Source organism: Neopusillimonas maritima, from assembly GCF_003576595.1.
Taxonomy (GTDB): domain Bacteria; phylum Pseudomonadota; class Gammaproteobacteria; order Burkholderiales; family Burkholderiaceae_B; genus Neopusillimonas; species Neopusillimonas maritima.
Genome location: NZ_NQOU01000002.1, coordinates 654,466 through 671,018, shown reverse-complemented (window position 1 = coordinate 671,018; position 16,553 = coordinate 654,466). Strand labels below are relative to the sequence as shown.

14 protein-coding genes are annotated in these 16,553 nt (G+C 54.0%); 7 read left to right on the top strand and 7 right to left on the bottom strand.

Annotated elements, in window-relative coordinates; all coding sequences use genetic code 11:
- Positions 1-108: 108 nt before the first annotated feature.
- A complete protein-coding gene (locus tag CJO09_RS08140; RefSeq protein ID WP_119441899.1) occupies positions 109-774 on the top strand; it encodes a TetR/AcrR family transcriptional regulator in 666 nt (221 codons plus the stop codon).
- Between the two features lie 25 nt (positions 775-799).
- Here the strand turns inward: CJO09_RS08140 and CJO09_RS08135 are convergent, their stop codons facing one another.
- On the bottom strand, positions 800-1,267 hold the full coding sequence (locus CJO09_RS08135; protein ID WP_119441898.1) for an Lrp/AsnC family transcriptional regulator: 468 nt from the start codon (positions 1,265-1,267) through the stop codon (positions 800-802).
- Between the two features lie 122 nt (positions 1,268-1,389).
- On the opposite strand from CJO09_RS08135, the gene metC reads away from it, so the two are divergent.
- Positions 1,390-2,580: a cystathionine beta-lyase gene (metC, locus tag CJO09_RS08130; RefSeq protein WP_119441897.1), complete on the top strand. Its 1,191-nt coding sequence runs from the start codon at positions 1,390-1,392 to the stop codon at positions 2,578-2,580.
- Here the strand turns inward: metC and ccsB are convergent.
- The 3 genes from ccsB to CJO09_RS08115 all read right to left on the bottom strand — a co-directional run bounded on the left by ccsB (position 2,577) and on the right by CJO09_RS08115 (position 6,787).
- Positions 2,577-3,929, bottom strand: a complete 1,353-nt coding sequence (gene ccsB / locus CJO09_RS08125) for a c-type cytochrome biogenesis protein CcsB (RefSeq protein WP_119441896.1) — start codon at positions 3,927-3,929, stop codon at positions 2,577-2,579. The two genes, metC and ccsB, sit on opposite strands and share 4 nt — an antisense overlap.
- An 11-nt stretch (positions 3,930-3,940) precedes the next feature.
- Positions 3,941-5,929, bottom strand: a complete 1,989-nt coding sequence (locus tag CJO09_RS08120) for a cytochrome c biogenesis protein ResB (RefSeq protein ID WP_119441999.1) — start codon at positions 5,927-5,929, stop codon at positions 3,941-3,943.
- Positions 5,930-6,088: 159 nt separating this feature from the next.
- Positions 6,089-6,787 carry a c-type cytochrome gene (locus CJO09_RS08115; RefSeq protein ID WP_174233126.1) on the bottom strand — a complete coding sequence of 233 codons (699 nt, stop codon included), beginning with the start codon at positions 6,785-6,787 and terminating at the stop codon, positions 6,089-6,091.
- Between the two features lie 97 nt (positions 6,788-6,884).
- Between CJO09_RS08115 and yihA the strand changes: the two genes are divergently transcribed.
- Complete coding sequence (gene yihA, locus CJO09_RS08110) at positions 6,885-7,511, top strand: ribosome biogenesis GTP-binding protein YihA/YsxC (protein ID WP_114419101.1); 627 nt, start codon at positions 6,885-6,887, stop codon at positions 7,509-7,511.
- A complete protein-coding gene (gene hemB / locus CJO09_RS08105) occupies positions 7,508-8,518 on the top strand; it encodes a porphobilinogen synthase (protein ID WP_119441895.1) in 1,011 nt (336 codons plus the stop codon). The genes yihA and hemB overlap by 4 nt, the downstream gene beginning before the upstream one ends.
- Positions 8,519-8,594: 76 nt before the next feature.
- On the opposite strand, the gene CJO09_RS08100 is transcribed toward hemB, so the two are convergent.
- Genes CJO09_RS08100 through CJO09_RS08090 form a run of 3 tightly spaced genes read right to left on the bottom strand, consistent with a single transcriptional unit; the run spans position 8,595 to position 12,663 of the window.
- Positions 8,595-11,261 (bottom strand): DNA topoisomerase III, encoded by a 2,667-nt coding sequence (locus CJO09_RS08100; RefSeq protein WP_119441894.1) that lies wholly within the window; start codon positions 11,259-11,261, stop codon positions 8,595-8,597.
- A gap of 33 nt (positions 11,262-11,294) precedes the next feature.
- Positions 11,295-12,161: a tRNA glutamyl-Q(34) synthetase GluQRS gene (gene gluQRS / locus CJO09_RS08095; protein ID WP_119441893.1), complete on the bottom strand. Its 867-nt coding sequence runs from the start codon at positions 12,159-12,161 to the stop codon at positions 11,295-11,297.
- Positions 12,162-12,201: 40 nt separating this feature from the next.
- Positions 12,202-12,663 carry a Smg family protein gene (locus CJO09_RS08090; RefSeq protein ID WP_114419105.1) on the bottom strand — a complete coding sequence of 154 codons (462 nt, stop codon included), beginning with the start codon at positions 12,661-12,663 and terminating at the stop codon, positions 12,202-12,204.
- A 206-nt stretch (positions 12,664-12,869) separates the two neighbouring features.
- On the opposite strand from CJO09_RS08090, the gene CJO09_RS08085 reads away from it, so the two are divergent.
- The 3 genes from CJO09_RS08085 (at position 12,870) to CJO09_RS08075 (ending at position 16,549) form a co-directional block, all read left to right on the top strand.
- Positions 12,870-13,631: a TetR/AcrR family transcriptional regulator gene (locus CJO09_RS08085; protein WP_119441892.1), complete on the top strand. Its 762-nt coding sequence runs from the start codon at positions 12,870-12,872 to the stop codon at positions 13,629-13,631.
- Between the two features lie 240 nt (positions 13,632-13,871).
- Positions 13,872-14,957 carry a TMAO reductase system periplasmic protein TorT gene (torT, locus tag CJO09_RS08080; protein ID WP_119441891.1) on the top strand — a complete coding sequence of 362 codons (1,086 nt, stop codon included), beginning with the start codon at positions 13,872-13,874 and terminating at the stop codon, positions 14,955-14,957.
- A 47-nt stretch (positions 14,958-15,004) separates the two neighbouring features.
- A complete protein-coding gene (locus tag CJO09_RS08075; RefSeq protein WP_245961266.1) occupies positions 15,005-16,549 on the top strand; it encodes a sugar ABC transporter ATP-binding protein in 1,545 nt (514 codons plus the stop codon).
- The last annotated feature ends 4 nt before the right edge of the window (positions 16,550-16,553 follow it).

Sequence of the window (16,553 nt, the reverse complement as noted above, 5' to 3'; positions counted from 1 at the left end):
TTATTTCTATTATTTGCTCAAAAATGAGCATGTTTCATTTTATGGGTGTGTTTTAATTTTGGTCAAGCGTGATCGTGTATCAGGCCACCAATTCAACCTTTTTGAGTCATGGAAAACCAGGTTATTCACAGGAAAACGCGAGCGGCTCAGGCGAAAATGGGTTTGCGCGAGCGTGGCAAGCTTGAGCGCCGCCGCCGTATTCAGGCCGCGGCGCGGCGGGAGTTCATGGAAAAAGGCTACGACGTGGCCACAACACGCGATATTGCCGCCTTGGCCGAAGTGGGAATTGGCACGTTGTTCACGTATGCGAAAGACAAACGTGAATTGCTGATGATTGTGAACGATGATCTGGACGAGGTCAGTGAACAGGCCGAACAGGCCATCGATGCCAACAAATCTTTGCTGGAGCAGATAACGGCCTTTTTCAGGCCGCGTTACGACTACTGGGCGGCTCATCCTGCTTTGGGGCGGCCTATTGTGCGTGAAATTATGGACGTGGTGGGGGCAACCGATGAACCGGGCCCTGAAACCGCCCGTTTTTACGAGCGTCGGCCACGTATGGTGAAGGCATTGCAGCAAATCGTGAGCCGTGGGCAGACGTCGGGGCAGGCAACCAAAACGGCCCCGGCTTCGCTGATCGCCTCGTTGTTTTTAACGATTTATTTAACCGAAGTGCGGCGTTGGTTGAATCAGGAAAAGCCTGATGCGGTGGAAGGGCTGGCCCGGTTCAGGGAACTGGTGGACCTGGCCATACGGGGCGTGAGGCCCGATTAATCTTTCGTGTTGCGCGTGCTTCGTTTTACGTATCTGCAACGTATCCAAGGGGCAAGGCCGTTGTGTATTTTATTTGCTCCATTGCAAAGCTTGAGCTCACGTCGGACAGTTCGGCCATATGGATGAGTCGTTTGTAAATGCGGTCGTAACCCGCCACGTCGGGTACGACAACGCGCATTAAATAATCGGTGTCGCCCGACATCCGATACAGTTCAACGACTTCTGGAATCGTTGAGACCGCCGCATGAAATTGCGCCAGCCATTTGGCATCGTGCCGGCTGGTGCGTATTGCCACAAAAACCGTTACGCCAACGTTCAGTTTTGCGCCATCCAATAACGCCACACGAGCGCGAACAATACCCTGCTCTTCAAGCTTCTGTATGCGCCGCCAGCAGGCTGTTGCGCTTAGGCCGACTTGTTCGGCGATATCGTTAACTGCAAGCGCGCAATCGGATTGCAAAATCTCAAGGATATGACAATCGAATTTGTCCATATTGTCTCAAAAGAAAATTTATTCCAGTAAATTAAATATAATTGAAATATTATTTTATTCTGAGAGAATGCGGTAGGTAAAAATCAAAATCATTTCGTCAGGGTGTCATTATCATATTCAGTATGAAAACCTCGCATGACGATACGCTTCTTATTCATTCCGGCCGGGCACCGGCGCATTTTGGCGGTATGGTGAATACACCCCCCTGTCGTGCGTCGACCTTGTTGGTTGACTCCTATGCCGACTGGAAAGCAGCACGGGCCAATGCCAACCCGTACGGGCACTACGCCCGGTTCGGAACGGCAACCACGCGGTCTTTTGAGGCGCTCCTTGCAGAGCTGGAGGGGGCGTACGACGCGCAGGTTTTTCCTTCAGGTTTGGCCGCGTGTACGCATGCAATGCTGGCATTCCTGTCACCGGGTGACCATATTCTGATCACGGATAACGTTTATGGTCCGACTCGGGCATTTGCGGACCAGGTTTTGAGCAAAATGGGAGTGCAGGTTGAGTATTTTTGCCCCTTGGAAGGAGCAAATATCGCGAAGCGGTTCCGCAGCACAACCCGGGCTCTATATCTGGAGTCACCGGGTTCACAAACATTTGAAGTGGTCGATGTGCCTGCGTTGGCGCAGGTTGCCCATGCTTTCGGCGCCTGGGTGTTGATGGACAACACGTGGGCAACGCCGCTGTACTTTAAACCGTTTCAGCATGGTGTCGATGTGTCTATTCATGCGGCCACCAAGTATCTTGTTGGACATTCCGATGCCATATTAGGCGCGGTGACGACCAATCAACGAGCCTGGTCGCGGTTGCAGGCGCATGCGCAGGCTTTGGGTCAAACTGCGGGGCCCGATGATATTTATATGGCGACCCGGGGTTTGCGCACTTTATCCGTTCGGCTTCAACGCCATCAGGCAACGGCACTGATGCTGGCTGAACGCTTGCAAGCGCATTCCGCAGTCGAGGCGGTACTGCATCCCGCACTTTCGTCATCGTCGGGGCATGCATTCTGGAAACGCGATTTCCTGGGGGCTAGTGGGCTGTTCGGTGTAGTGCTTCAGCCAGTGCCTGCGGGGGCGCAGGCACTGGAGAAGTTTTTCGACCAACTGACTTTGTTTGGTATCGGCCTTTCATGGGGGGGCTATGAAAGCCTGGCTTTGCCGATTGATACGCCTTCCCGATCAGTCACGCCGTGGCCGTATCAAGGCCCATTGCTGCGGCTGCACGCCGGGTTGGAGGACCCGGAGGCCCTGTGGGCGGATCTAACGAACGCCTTGTCGGTTTACTGTGACACGAAAGCGTTGGCCCTTTAAAGCTCGCCGTAAGAGTGCAGCCCCGACAAGAACATGTTTACGCCCAGGAATGCAAAGCTGGTAATCACTAGGCCGACCAGCGCCCAGTAGGCCGCCATGGTGCCCCGCAAACCTTTCATCAGCCGCATATGCAGCCAGGCGGCGTAGTTTAGCCACACAATAAGCGCCCAGGTTTCTTTTGGATCCCACTGCCAATAAGCGCCCCAGGCATCGGCCGCCCATAGCGCGCCCAGAATGGTGGCAACGGTAAAGAATGCGAAGCCCACGGCAATAGCGCGATACATGATATCGTCGAGAATTTCCAACGATGGCAGGCGTTTGGCAATGGGGGCACGCAAGGCCAATATGGTGCCGACAATCAAGGCACCAATGCCGAAGTAAAGCATCCAGGTAGGAGACAGTTCTCGCGAACCAAACATGAACGGCTCGGCACAAAGAATGGCGCCCAGCAAAAACAAGGGAATCAACTTGCGCCGTGATTTCGTTTCACCATGCTCTTTGATTAAATAGGCAAACCCCACCATGGCGGCCAGCGAGAAGGTGCCGTAACCAATGAAATTAGCGGGCACGTGGATTTTCATCCACCAGCTTTTAAGCGCAGGTACCAAAGGCTGGATTTCAAAGGCATTGCGGGTGAAGGTATACCACAGCAGGAAAATAACCGCCGAGGTGACAACCAGCAGCACAAATCCGCCCAGCGCGCGGGTGGCGTAGCGACGCTCGTAATACAGGTAGAACAGGGCGGTAATCAGTGCGAAAAGAACGAAGACTTCGTACAGGTTGCTGACCGGAATGTGGCCGATATCAGGGCCTAAAAGATGGCCTTCGCGCCAGCGTACCAGCAAGCCGGTGGTGCCGGCGTACACTGCACCCCAGGTTAGCGCCGTGCCCAGCCATGCAGCGGTTTGGCTGATAATGCCGACCCAGTATGAGATCGTTGCCAGAACGAACAGGGCGCACATCCAGAGAATGGCCGACTGCGACGAGAACAAATATTTCAAGAGAAATACACTCTCGCCGCGGGTAATGTCGCCCTGATCCAGCCCCTGACCGGCACTGTACAGCCAGATTGCCAGCAAGGCGCTTAAGCCACTGGCAATCAGCAGGGTACGCAGGGGCCGCCAAAGCCAGCCCAGCCACACTGTGGCCGGCACAGCGCACACCAGAATGGCTTTTTCGTAGATATCCATGTATTGACTGAATGCCGACAGCGCGTAAGCGGCGCCGGCCGACAATACGATGAGAAACAGCAGGTCCGTCCAGTCGGGCCGGCCTCGTTCGCCTCGGCCGTCGCCGCTGGCGGCCATGGCCGCTTCCCAGGCAGGTGAATGGGTATGGGCATCAGACATGATGAACCTCGTTAAGTGGACAGTTGTTTAAACGCATTCTTAAAGCGCTCAAACTCTTGGGTGAAATCCAGCGTGCGCCGTTGTGATGTCATGGCGGCAAGCCATTGACTACCATTGTGTTTGGGTTGAACCCAAATCCAGATGCGGCGATCGCGAATATAAAACATTGAAAATATGCCGATAACCAGAAACAGACAGCCCAAATACACGGTGGTTTGCCCGGGGCTGCGTGCCACTTGGAAAACACTGGCTTGAACGTGGTCGAATTGAGTTAATGACATGACGATGGGCGCCGGGTAGTCGGGCAGGTTCGACAGAGCCAAAAGCGCTTGTTGCATCCATTGGTTGTGAGCGTTGCTTTGTGCTTCATTGTAGGTGAGTTCGGGCAATCCGCGTTGGGCACGATCCAAATCGTATAAAGCTGAAAGTGAAAGTTGGATCATGGGTACGGCAAAGCTCAGGAAACGACCTCGCTCTGCTTCGGGCACGGGTTCAAGAAGTTGGTTGAATCCACCTTTGGAGAAGGCCTCCAATGCACCGGCCGCTGCTTTTTCCAGCAATGCTTTTTGCGACTCATTGTTGGCGCTTTGGGCAGCGAACTGTTGGGCGGCCTGTTGGCGCAATTCAGGGTTGTTAAGGGCGGCGCGCAAATGAATGAAAGACTCAAGCGAGTTGTTGGCGTCAGCGGGAATCCGGATATAGCGGAATGTTTCGGCCGGACTGTTTCGTACGCCAACCAGAAAAACCGGCCCGCCGTCGAGTGCGATGGGCATCATGTAGTTGTGATATTCAAACGATTGCCCATCGCCGCCGGTGAGCCGGTATTGCACGCTGGGACCGACATTGCGCAGGTTCTCGTTTTTCAGTGTTGTTGCGCTGCCTGTAACTGCAGCGACATGGTCAAGCACGGCGCGTGGTTGCGGGTCGGCGTTAATTTCCAGATTCTCAACGTTAATAACACGCAGGTCGGTTACGTTTAGTTGATAGCGTTCCGGTTGTTCCGTACTGGCATTGAGCGTAATGTTGGTTGGGTCGCCCACCGTGGTATCCACATTGAATGCTTCAGTGTTGTTGCCTGAAAGCGGCCAGGCTTTAAGCTGAACGTCGCTGCCGCCGTCATCGAAACTGGATTGATACACCGTGACGCCTTTGTAGCGTAGCGGTTCATTCACTTCAATCACTTGTTCGAATGTTTCGCCGGTATCGGGGTCGGAAACCTCAACGTGGCTGGCAAAACGGCTGGGCATGCCGGTGGAATAGTATTCAATATCGAACTGCTTCAGCTTTAAGCTGAACGGCATGGGTTGAACCAGTACACCGTCGCCCACGGCAACGATGGCACTGCTGCTTTGGCTGCCTTCCGGAATCAGTAAGTTGGCGCGATAACTTGGATTGGCAACCGACAGCCAGCCCGATTCCGGCACGTCTTTAATAAGCATGTTCTCGGTAATGGGGGTTTTGCCGCCCAACCACACTTGCATACGAACCGGCAATTCACTGTCGAGAATCCCCCCTACGCAAATGACCACAATGGCTGCATGCGCAAAAATATAGCCCAAGCGGTTTGTGCTGCCTTTCTTGGCCGCCAGCAGTTGGCTGTCGCCGTCTTGGCGAACCTTCACCTTGTAGCCTTGTGTATTGAGCCATTGTGTTAGTTTCCGGCTGCTTTCCTCTGGGCTGTAGGGGGTGTCGGTTTCGAGTTTGTGATGGAAGGCGCGCAGGCTGCTGCCACGAACATATTCGCGGAACGAGCGCATGTCTTTCACCATTTTGGGCGTATTGCGCAGCAGGCACAGGCTGGTGGACACCACCAAAAACGCCATAATGGTTAAAAACCACCAGCTGTTGTATACGTGCCAAAGCGCAAAGACGTCGAACAAGGCATACCAGAACGGCCCGAATTGGTCGATATAGGTGCTTGAAGCCTGATTTTGCGGCAGCACCGTACCAATGACACTGGCGACACAGATGAACATCAACAGGCTGACGGCGAACCGCATGGAGCCCAGCAGTTCGAATAAATCGGCACGTTGACGAGATGCGGTATTAACGTTGTTCACGAAAGGGTCTTTGCAAAGAAAAGGGGGGCCGGTAATGGCGCCCCCCCTTATGACCAGCTTAGGCAGTATTGGTTCTGCGTTAAAGCGGTTCGTTTATTGTTATCGCAGGCCGGCAGCGTAATCGGCTACTGCGGAGATGTCGTTGTCGGACATGCGGTCGGCAATGTCGTGCATCATGGGGCTGTTGGCCCGGTCGTTGCTGCGGAACAGTTTTAGTTGTGCTTCAAGATAGCTTGGGTACTGCCCGGCCAAACGCGGGAACAGGGCCGGAATACCCGCCCCGTTGGGTGAGTGGCAGGCGGCACAAGCCGGCACGCCACGTTCGGCGATACCCGCACGCCAGATTTTTTGCCCGCGCTCCATGGTTTCAACATTAGTTGCGGTGGCGGCCGTTTCGTAATTCAGTTCCTGCAGCGCCAGGTAGTAAGACACATTCTTGATGTCTTCTTCCGTGAGCGGGTTGGCGATGGCCGTCATGGCGGAGGGATTGCCATCAGCACCGGCCCGGGTGGGTGGGTCGTTGCCTTCGGATTTGAAATCCCGCAATTGCTTGGCAATGTATTCATGCGACATGCCGGCCAGATTCGGATTGGCAGGAAGCGTGCTGTTGCCGCCGGGGCCGTGACAGGTGACACAGGCCAGAATGCCGCGGGAGGAATCACCATTGGTATAGAGCTGTTCGCCCTTGGCTGCGTCGGGTTTGGAGACGATAACGTCAGCGGCATAGCTGACGCCAAGAAGGGAAGAGCCCAGCAGCAGGCCGCTGGTAACTAGCATTTTGGAAAGCACACGCTTCATGAGGACCTCGATGGATCGCGTTTTGGAAAAATCCGCTACAGTTTCAAACCCGCAATTATACAATAGCGTGTAACTTTAACCGTAACAGGCCTATCCTTTGTCTATTTTGCATCGTGCCGCGTTCACAACGTCGGCTGCCCGGCTCGACCAACTTCCACCGCCTGGGGCGCCCGAAATCTGTTTTGCCGGGCGCTCTAATTGCGGTAAATCGTCGGCCATTAACGTGTTGGCGAACCAGCGCCGTCTGGCGTTTTCAAGTAAAACGCCGGGCCGTACCCGGCTTATTAACATGTTCGGCATTCCCGATCCGCTTGCCCCGGGCGAGCAGTTGGGCTATTTGGTTGACCTGCCCGGTTATGGCTATGCAGCTATTGGCAAGCAGGCGCGTGAAGAATGGGCCGAGGTGCTGGGCGCTTACCTGCGCGAACGTTCATCCATTGCGGGTGTCGTGCTGTTGTTGGACATTCGTCGCGGGCTGACTGACCTTGACCGGCGTTTGGCTGAATGGATTGCGCCCACCGGGCGCCCGGTGCTTGTGCTGTTAACCAAGGCCGATAAATTTCCGTATGGGCAGCGCATTAAAGCGGTTCATGCCATTCGTAAGCAACTGGCACAAGACATTGGCGCTCTGCACGTCATACCGTTTTCCGCCACGCACCGAATTGGTCTGGAGGAAGCGTCCGCTCATCTTGAAAACTGGATTTCTCCGAAGGTTGTGCCATGACATCTTTTATTGTGAATGCCGATTTCCCGGCGCATCGTCCCCGTCGTAATCGTCGCGACGATTTCACCCGCCGCCTGGTGCGCGAAAACGTTTTAACGGTGAGCGATTTAATTTACCCGGTATTCGTTATGGAAGGCGAAGGGGTGCGCGAGCCGGTGCCTTCCATGCCGGGCGTGGTGCGCTATTCGCCTGATACGGTGTTGGAAGCCGCGAAAGAATGTGCGGCATTGGGCATTCCCGTGATGGCGGTGTTCCCGGTTATTGATCCTTCCTTGAAAACACCCGACGGCATTGAGGCAGTAAACCCAAAAGGCCTGGTGCCACGTGTGGTGGCGCAATTGAAAGATGCCGTGCCGAATTTAGGTGTGCTCACCGACGTTGCTCTGGATCCGTACACCAGTCATGGTCAGGATGGCGTGATTGACGATGACGGCTATGTGTTGAATGAGCCTACGGTTGAAATCCTGACGCAACAGGCCCTGGTGCAAGCCAAGGCGGGGGTCGACATTGTGGCGCCCAGCGACATGATGGATGGCCGCGTGGGGGCGATTCGAACCGCCTTGGAGGCGGAAAAATTCATCTATACCCGCATCATGGCGTATTCGGCTAAATACGCCAGCGCGTTTTATGGCCCGTTTCGTGATGCCGTAGGGTCGGCGGCCAATCTGGGCAAGTCGAACAAAGCCACGTATCAGATGGACCCGGCCAACCGCAACGAGGCTTTGCGAGAAGTGGCGGCCGATATCCGTGAAGGGGCCGATATGGTGATGGTGAAACCGGGGATGCCCTACCTGGATGTCTTGCGCGACGTGAAGCAGGCTTTCGGTATGCCCACGTATGCCTATCAGGTGAGCGGTGAATACGCCATGATCAAGGCTGCTGCGGCTAATGGCTGGCTCGATCACGACAAGGTCATGATGGAAGCCTTGCTGGCATTCAAACGGGCTGGTGCCGACGGCATTCTCACGTACTTTGCCATCGATGCCGCCAGGATTCTGAAAGCCTAACGTGTTGAGTGCCGGGTTTAAGCGCCCGGCTAACCTTGCAGTACAGTCGGCGCAGGGTTGCGCGCCGACTGTTGTTTTAGAACGGCGCGTCGTCGTCTGATGAACTAACGGCCTTTTTGGTGGCTGTTTTTTTGGCGGCCGCTTTCTTGGCTGTGGTTTTTTTCGCCGCTGTTTTGCTTGTTGCCTTCTTCGCGGCCGTCTTTTTGGCAGCTGTTTTAGTGGCGGCTTTTGTCGCGGTTTTAGCAGCCGTTTTCTTGCCGGCGGCTTTTTTGGCCGCTCCACCCTTACCGGGTGCACGTGCTTCAAATTCGAAGCCCACTTTACCGTTAGCCTGTTTCACCAGGAACGCCTTGAATTTACGATTGGTGCGGCTGGAAACAAACCCGTCGAGCAAATCGGTTTTGCCTTCACTTAGCAACTTGCGCACCTGTTCGGGCGACACCTCCTGTTGCAGGATCATTTTGCCGGTACGGAAGTCGCAGGACTTTTCCGGGCCCACGGATTTTTCGCACACGTAATTCATGCCATGTTCGAACACCCGTGCCCCGCATTTGGGGCAGTCGCCCAAAGAAGTTTGGTCGGAGAAGTCGACTGGTTCTTTGTCGTCTTCATCGTTCTGGCCGAAATCGAACTCCAGTTTGTACTCATCAGTAATACGCAGCAAAGCGGCGAATGGACGCCCCATTTTGCTGATAAAGCCGGGTAGCGGGCCCAGTGTTTTGTCTTGCAGCAGCGTTTCAACTTCGTCAATTTCGAAGGTGCGCCCACCCGGGTGTTTGCCAATGGAAAAGTCGCATGCCGTGCAGGCATAGCGTCGATAGTTTTCTTTCACGACACCGCCGCATTTGGGGCAGGGTGTTTGTAGGGTGGCATAGTCGCCCGGAACGGTATCGCGTTCGTACTCTTTGGCCCGCTTCACAATGATTTGCGTCATTTGCGCAATTTCACGCATGAAGGCTTCGCGGTCCAGTTGACGCTGTTCGATCTGTTTCAGGCGTCGTTCCCAGTCGCCGGTAAGCTCCGGCGAGGTCAGCTCACTGACGCCAAGGCCGGAAAGGAGTGTCATGAGCTGGCGTGCTTTTGCACTGGGCACCATTTCCCTGCCTTCGCGCCGCAAATAGCCTTCGTTCAACAAGCCTTCAATAATGGCGGCGCGGGTTGCCGGCGTCCCCAGGCCGCGCTCAGACATGGCATCGCGCAACTCTTCGTCATCAACCAGTTTGCCGGCCCCTTCCATGGCTGAAAGCAGCGTGGCTTCGGTGAATCGGGCAGGTGGTTTGGTAACCAAACTCTTGGCCTCGATATCTTCGGTTTTAACAGATTCGTTATGTGCCACTGGAATCAGGTTCGTGTCGTCACCCTGAACCTGGCGTCCGTAGATGGCCATCCAGCCCGGTGAAACCAGTACCTTGCCTTCGGTTTTGAAGTGGTGCCCCTGAACTTGTGTAATACGTGTAGTGACCCGGAATTCCGCAGCCGGGAAGAATACCGCCAAGAAGCGTCGCGTTACCAATTCATATATTTTGCTTTCCGCATCGCTGAGTTCTTTGGGAACCTGCAGTGTGGGAATAATGGCAAAGTGGTCGGACACCTTCTTGTTATCGAAAATTCGTTTGTTCGGCTTGATCCAGCCCGATTCGCCCAGTTGCTTGGCAAAGGGTTGTATTGCCGCAGCTGCCCCATCGGGGGCGTCAGCCAAGGCTGCGACCGTTTGTTTTACGGTGGGTAGGTAGTCTTCCGGCAGGTAGCGTGAGTCGGTACGTGGATACGTTAGTGCTTTATGGCGCTCGTACAGTGTTTGCGCCAGTGACAGCGTGGCCTTTGCCGAGAAGCCAAAACGTGAGTTTGCCTCGCGTTGCAGCGACGTTAAGTCGAACAACGCAGGCGACATTTGCGTGGTGGGTTTGGACTCTTCGGTTACCGTACCCGGCTGCTCTCGGCAGGCCGAGACAATGGTTTTAGCGGCGGTTTCAGACCATAACCGCGAATCGCGTTTTTCCGGATCTTGTTCGTCTTTAATGAATTTTGGGTCGAACCAGCGCCCGGTGTAAAGCCCGGCGGCAGCTACGAAGGTGGCATGCACTTCCCAGTAGTCGCGTGATTTGAACTTGCGGATACGCTCTTCACGCTCCATCACGATGGCCAGTGTAGGAGTTTGCACCCGCCCTACAGGTGTTTTGAAAAAGCCGCCGTCTTTACTGTTGAACGCCGTCATGGCCCGGGTGCCGTTAATGCCCACCAGCCAGTCGGCTTCTGCGCGCGACCGGGCGGCTTCTTCCAGCGGTTTGAGGTCGTCGTCATCGCGAAGCGCATTGAAAGCATCGCGAATGGCCGTTTGCGTCATGGATTGCAGCCACAAACGCTGAATAGGCTTCTTTACTCCTGCATATTGAACGATGTAGCGAAAGATCAGTTCGCCTTCGCGCCCTGCGTCGCATGCATTAATAATGGCGCTGATGTCTTTACGCTTCAGCAACTTGACCAGCAGTTTCAACCGCTCCGCCGAACGCTTGTCGGTGGGGCCCAGCTCGAACTCGGGGGGGATGACCGGCAAATGGGTGAAAGTCCACTTTCCCCTTTTGGGGTCGTTCGGCGCAACCAGGCTCAATAAATGCCCGATACTGGACGCCAGCACGTAGTCGTCGCTTTCAAAGTAATCGCCCTCACGCTTGAAACCGCCCAGCGCGCGGGAAATGTCCAGGGCCACCGAGGGCTTCTCGGCAATAATCAGAGTTTTTGTCATCTATTCAGGTGAAAGACAGTAATACGAATGCGCTCAATATATCAAATGTTGAAAACGGGCTGCCCAAAGCGGTATGGCGTGTGCCCAAAACGCCTGCACCGTGGTGATGCCCGAAAGCGGTTCGAACCCCAGCCGCTGCCAGGCCCGGTTCAGCGTCGCAATGGGTTGGTCACAGCTAAAAGGTTGGGCGTGATTCTGCTTTGACAGTTTCTGCCCGAACTCGTCCAGCACCAAGGGTACATGCATGACGCGGGGGTAGGTATAGCCCAGCGCCTCGGCCAACTGGATCTGTCGCCCGGTTGAACTGAGCAGGTCGACTCCCCGCACGATATCGGTTACTCCCTGCCAGGCGTCGTCAATAACGACAACTAACTGGTAGGCCCATAACCCATCAGCGCGCTTGATAATGAAGTCACCTATGTCACGGCTGACATCTTGTTTTTGTGTACCGAGCCAACGGTCATGGAAGGACACGGGGCCGGCGTGGACGCGAAAACGCCAGGCACGCGCTGCCCGTCCTGCTGGAAGGCCGTTTCGACACGTGCCGGGGTACGGGCCTCGCCCAATTTCCTGACGCGTGCAGCCACAAGGGTAAACGAACTTGCGCTGAAGCAGGTACTGGAAAGTGGCTTCGTAGTCGGCCAGGCGTTGCGATTGCCAAATAGGCTCGCCATCCCATTGCATGCCCAGTGCGTCAAGTTGACCCATAATGACGCGATCGGCGTTGGGTACAACCCGAGGCGTATCGATATCTTCTATGCGCAGCAACCACCGCCCGTTTCTGGCGCGTGCATCCAGATAGCCGGCCATCGCCGCTACTAATGAGCCATCGTGTAAAGGGCCGCTGGGGCTGGGTGCAAAGCGGCCAACGTAGCCGCCTTGTTCAGACGTCCTCGTCAAGTGAATGCTCTGTGTTGCTAAGTTGATGAAGTAAAAATGCTTAGTGCGACAGCCGGGCGCTGTCGTGGGTTAACAACTCTTCAAGCACCAGGTGGTCCACCTCCACTTCCTGGCTCCAGAGCACCATAAGCGTGATGATTTTCAGTTTCTCGAGTGGAATAGGCGCTTCGGCCGTGGCTTCGGCCCGCTCGATAAGAATTTCGCGCAGCGCCGGCGGTAAAACGCCGGAGTTTTCCAGGAAGGTGATAAACCCGATAGCCTGTGTGCCCAAGGATTGATATTCGAGATCGGTGAAGACGCGCAGACTGTCGCCCTGCGACATTTCCGCCATTTGAACGCATTGTTCTGTTGTTTGGGCCAGCCCATAGAGCCAGCCCAGCGCTTCATCAATGTCTTCGTGCTCGAAGCCGGCCGCCGCAAGCTTGTGCGCAAGCACATCTGCTTCCGGACATGCTTCCGGCGTGTAGTAGTTCTCGAAGAGATAGACCAGGATGTCGAACATGATGAAAAAGTGGCAAAAAAAGAACCGTCAGGTGCAAACCACTGTACGCGGTTTTAATGGCGATCGCAACTCGGGTATTGTACGGTGACGCCGGTGTTGGATGGCAATTTGCTGCGTTAAATTTAAAAAGCACAATACACTATAAATAGGTATCGCCTTTGCGTGCGGACGATGCCAGTTGTTGAATAACGCCATAAGAGAGACACATGCTTAAATCATCGTGGGTAGACAAGGAAGGCAGAAAGGCGTCGTTACGCAGTGATGGATTGGCCGTATACGATAACGAGGGTGGCGCCGACGCCTCGAGTGAGAAAAGACCGGGCCGTCCAACCGTTAACCGGGATATTCGTAACCAGATTATCGATATTGCCGAAATGTATTTTGCTGAACGTGGCTATGCATTGACGTCGACCCGGGAAATTGCGGCGCAGGCGGGCGTTCGCCAATCGATGATTTCGTATTACTTCAAATCAAAGCGTAGTTTATTCGAGGCAGTCATCAAGAACAGGGGACAGGCGATCTCGGTTCAACGCATGCGTAACCTGGAAACGTTACTCAAAAAGTATGATGGGCAACCCCCCGTCGCGAATGTCATTCGTGCGTACTTATTGCCCTTGTTCAGCTTGTTACACAGTGGCCCGCGTGGCATTGCGTTTGTGCGTTTGCTAGCACGATTGCACAACGAGCCAGAAGAGTTGTCATTTCGATTGCGGCGCGAAGTTTACGATGATTCTGTTAAACATTATTTGGACGTACTGGAAATATTGCTACCCAATGTCAGCCCGGCGGATATTCATTGGCGCATGATGTTCTTAATTGGTATTTGCCTGTACGCGCTCTCAGGCCTGGGCCGATTAGAAGACTTATCAGATGGACGTTACACAGACGACAATATAGATGAAATGGTTGCCCGGTTAAGTACTTTTCTGGTGCATGGAATGCAAGCCCCATCAACACCTGGTTGGTAAAGCATGGGGTTATCCCGATCCCTAGGGAAAACACGAATCACAAATTGCCAAGCGTTGTGTCAAAGTAGGCTACCTGAAGTCGTCTGACAATGGTGGAAAGGCACGATTGAAAGAAGACAGAGTAGTTGAGTAACAAAAAGTTGTAGGCAGTTCTGTTTTTTTTTGGCCTTAAATTGGTCGTTCGACCGGTTTATTGTTTTGGCCTGCTAATTTGCTCTATTTAAGGAAGGGTGACGCTCGATGAAAAAGAACGCTTTATCACTACTGCTTGGGGGCCTGCTGATGACGGCGGTAGGCGCTGTTTCTGCGGCAGACGCAACCGATAACTGGGAGCTGAACGTAAAAGAACGTACGCCCCCGTTTTCTGAAAAAGGGGAATGGAAAGACGCGGTTTATAAACCGCTACCGAAATCCGATGTGTCGGAAAAATGGAATATCTGTGTGTTGTTTCCCCATACGAAAGATCCTTATTACATGGCGATGACATATGGCGCAGTAACCGAGGCAAAAGCTAAAGGGATTGCGCTGAATGTATTTGCCGCTGGCGGTTATACCGAGTTGCCAACCCAGATCTCGCAGCTTGAGGACTGTGTTAGCCGAGGTGCTGACGGCATTGCAATGGTGGCGATTTCTGCAACTGGCTTGAACCGCGCTATTGCGCGTGCGGCCGATCAGGGCGTACCAACGGCTATTACGGGTGGGGATGTCACTTCTGATCGCGTGGCGGCGCGTGCCCAGGGAAATTGGTTTGATGCTGGGCGCATGGTGGGTGAGTACCTAATGAAAAAACACCCTAAAGGTAGTGACTCAGTGAAGGTTGTTTGGTTGGGTGGCCCCGAGGCGCCTCGCTGGTCGAAGGATTCTGCCGATGGGTTTGTCGCGACCTTAAAAGATGTCGACAACATTGAAGTGGTGAAGGTTATTTGGGGCGAGCCAAGTAAAGCGGCACAAATTCCTTTAATTGAAGATGCATTGCTTGCATATCCGGATGTCGATTATATCGGCGGTATTGCGCCTGCGATCGAGGCCGGCATTCAGGTGTTGAAAGAAAAGGGCAAGACAGACATTGGTTTGTTGTCGTCTTACACAACACCGGTTGTGGAAGCGGGTTTGCGCGACGGTTCAGTTGAGGCGACTGCCACTGATTACACCGCTGCCCAGGCGCGTGTGGCAATCGACCAGCTCGTCAGACTTCTGGAAGAAAAGCCAGTGGCGCAAGATGTAGATACTGGTTTTGGCATTATCGACCAAGAGTCTGTGAAAACCCACAATCGGGCATTGTCGTTGGCCCCAGAAGGCTGGGAACCCTACTTTGAAGTTAAGTAAGGTGGTTAATGATGAGTTTGCAGGCCTTGGGTGCAGGAAGAAATCTAATGCCAAATGAAACCATCTGGTCTGAACCAGAGGCTGCCGGAGCGATTGCGGATGCGTTGCTTAGTGTTCGCAAAGTTAGTCGGCAGTTCCCTGGTGTACAGGCGCTCACCGAAATGGACTTGGATGTTCGTGCCGGTGAGGTGCATGTACTGTTCGGTGAAAACGGTGCCGGCAAGTCGACACTTATTAATATTATTTGTGGTGCCTTGCCGCCATCGTCAGGTCAGATATTTATCGATGGCAAACCCGTTACTTTCCGCTCTGTTCAGGATGCGCGTCATGCGGGGGTCTCTGTTGTGTATCAGGAGTTTAGTCTTGCCCCCGACATGACCGTTGAAGAAAATCTATTCCTTGCGAATGAAAAAAGGGGCTGGTCAGGGTTATTGCAAAAGAAAGCAATGCGCACAACAGCATTGCAGCATTTTCAACGACTTGGTTTTCATATCAGCCCTGATGCGTTAGTGGGCAGTTTGTCGCGTGCCGAGTGCCAAATGGTAGAAATTGCCAAGGCGGCACTAACCGAACCCCGCATTCTTATTCTTGATGAACCCACTGCCTCTTTGACGGAGGCGGAGACCACGCAACTGTTTGAACTCATTCGAGGTTTGAAGCGCTCGGGTGTGGGGGTGATCTACATTTCGCACCGAATTAGCGAAATTCAGCAAATTGGCGACCGCGTAACGGTAATGCGCGACGGCCGACATATTGCGACCGTGGGCGCTTCTGAAACAGACCGCAAGCAGCTTGTCGAACTCATGACAGGCCGTAGCTTCGGCGGGTTTTACCCCGAGATCCAGTTCAGCCCGACAGAAACGCTGTTAACGGTGTCCTCACTTTCAACGGTGAATGGAAAAGTGCGTGATGCCTCGCTTACCGTGCGGCGAGGCGAAATTGTTGGCCTAGCTGGTTTGGTTGGTTGCGGCAAGTCTGAGATAGGCCGGGCTTGTTTTGGGGTAGAGCCTCGTGCAGGTGGCGCCATTCAGCTAGGAGATATCGACTTAAGTCATGCTACACCCCGAGATTTCATTCAGTCGGGCGTCGCCTACGTTACCAACGATCGAATACATGAAGGCATGCTGCTATGCCGTAGTGTTCGCGAGAATATCTCATTGGCATCGTTAAAGTCGCCAACGCTTCTAAGAAGCGGGATGTTATCGCGCAAAGCAGAAAAGCGTGAGTCGTTCGACATGGCCAAGCGCATGTCTCTTGCGCCCTTGGATATCGAACGTACCGCCCAAGGTTTTTCTGGCGGGAACATGCAAAAAGCCCTCTTGGGGCGGTTTTTGGCGCGCGAACCGCAGTTACTCATTTTGGATGAGCCTACAGTTGGAATCGACGTTAACGCGAAAGCCGAAATTTACGCAGTGCTGGAGCAGTTGGTAAGCGCGGGTATGGCTGTTCTATTGATTAGCTCGGATCTGCCTGAAGTATTAAGCCTCTCGAACCGCGTTTATGTAGTGCGGGAAGGGTTAATTGTGGATGAGTTAACCGGAGACAAGCGGACTGAAGAGAACGCGTTATCCGGATTTTTTGTGAAGGAATGAGGGA

What these genes read in the sequence shown, in the direction of transcription:
- torT (WP_119441891.1), top strand. Translation starts at nt 13,872, where the DNA reads ATGAAAAAGAACGCTTTATCACTACTGCTTGGGGGCCTGCTGATGACG.
- ccsB (WP_119441896.1), bottom strand. Translation starts at nt 3,929, where the DNA reads ATGTCTGATGCCCATACCCATTCACCTGCCTGGGAAGCGGCCATGGCC.
- metC (WP_119441897.1), top strand. Translation starts at nt 1,390, where the DNA reads ATGAAAACCTCGCATGACGATACGCTTCTTATTCATTCCGGCCGGGCA.
- CJO09_RS08140 (WP_119441899.1), top strand. Translation starts at nt 109, where the DNA reads ATGGAAAACCAGGTTATTCACAGGAAAACGCGAGCGGCTCAGGCGAAA.
- CJO09_RS08120 (WP_119441999.1), bottom strand. Translation starts at nt 5,929, where the DNA reads ATGCGGTTCGCCGTCAGCCTGTTGATGTTCATCTGTGTCGCCAGTGTC.
- CJO09_RS08090 (WP_114419105.1), bottom strand. Translation starts at nt 12,663, where the DNA reads ATGTTCGACATCCTGGTCTATCTCTTCGAGAACTACTACACGCCGGAA.
- hemB (WP_119441895.1), top strand. Translation starts at nt 7,508, where the DNA reads ATGACATCTTTTATTGTGAATGCCGATTTCCCGGCGCATCGTCCCCGT.
- CJO09_RS08135 (WP_119441898.1), bottom strand. Translation starts at nt 1,267, where the DNA reads ATGGACAAATTCGATTGTCATATCCTTGAGATTTTGCAATCCGATTGC.
- CJO09_RS08115 (WP_174233126.1), bottom strand. Translation starts at nt 6,787, where the DNA reads ATGAAGCGTGTGCTTTCCAAAATGCTAGTTACCAGCGGCCTGCTGCTG.
- CJO09_RS08100 (WP_119441894.1), bottom strand. Translation starts at nt 11,261, where the DNA reads ATGACAAAAACTCTGATTATTGCCGAGAAGCCCTCGGTGGCCCTGGAC.
- CJO09_RS08085 (WP_119441892.1), top strand. Translation starts at nt 12,870, where the DNA reads ATGCTTAAATCATCGTGGGTAGACAAGGAAGGCAGAAAGGCGTCGTTA.
- CJO09_RS08075 (WP_245961266.1), top strand. Translation starts at nt 15,005, where the DNA reads ATGCCAAATGAAACCATCTGGTCTGAACCAGAGGCTGCCGGAGCGATT.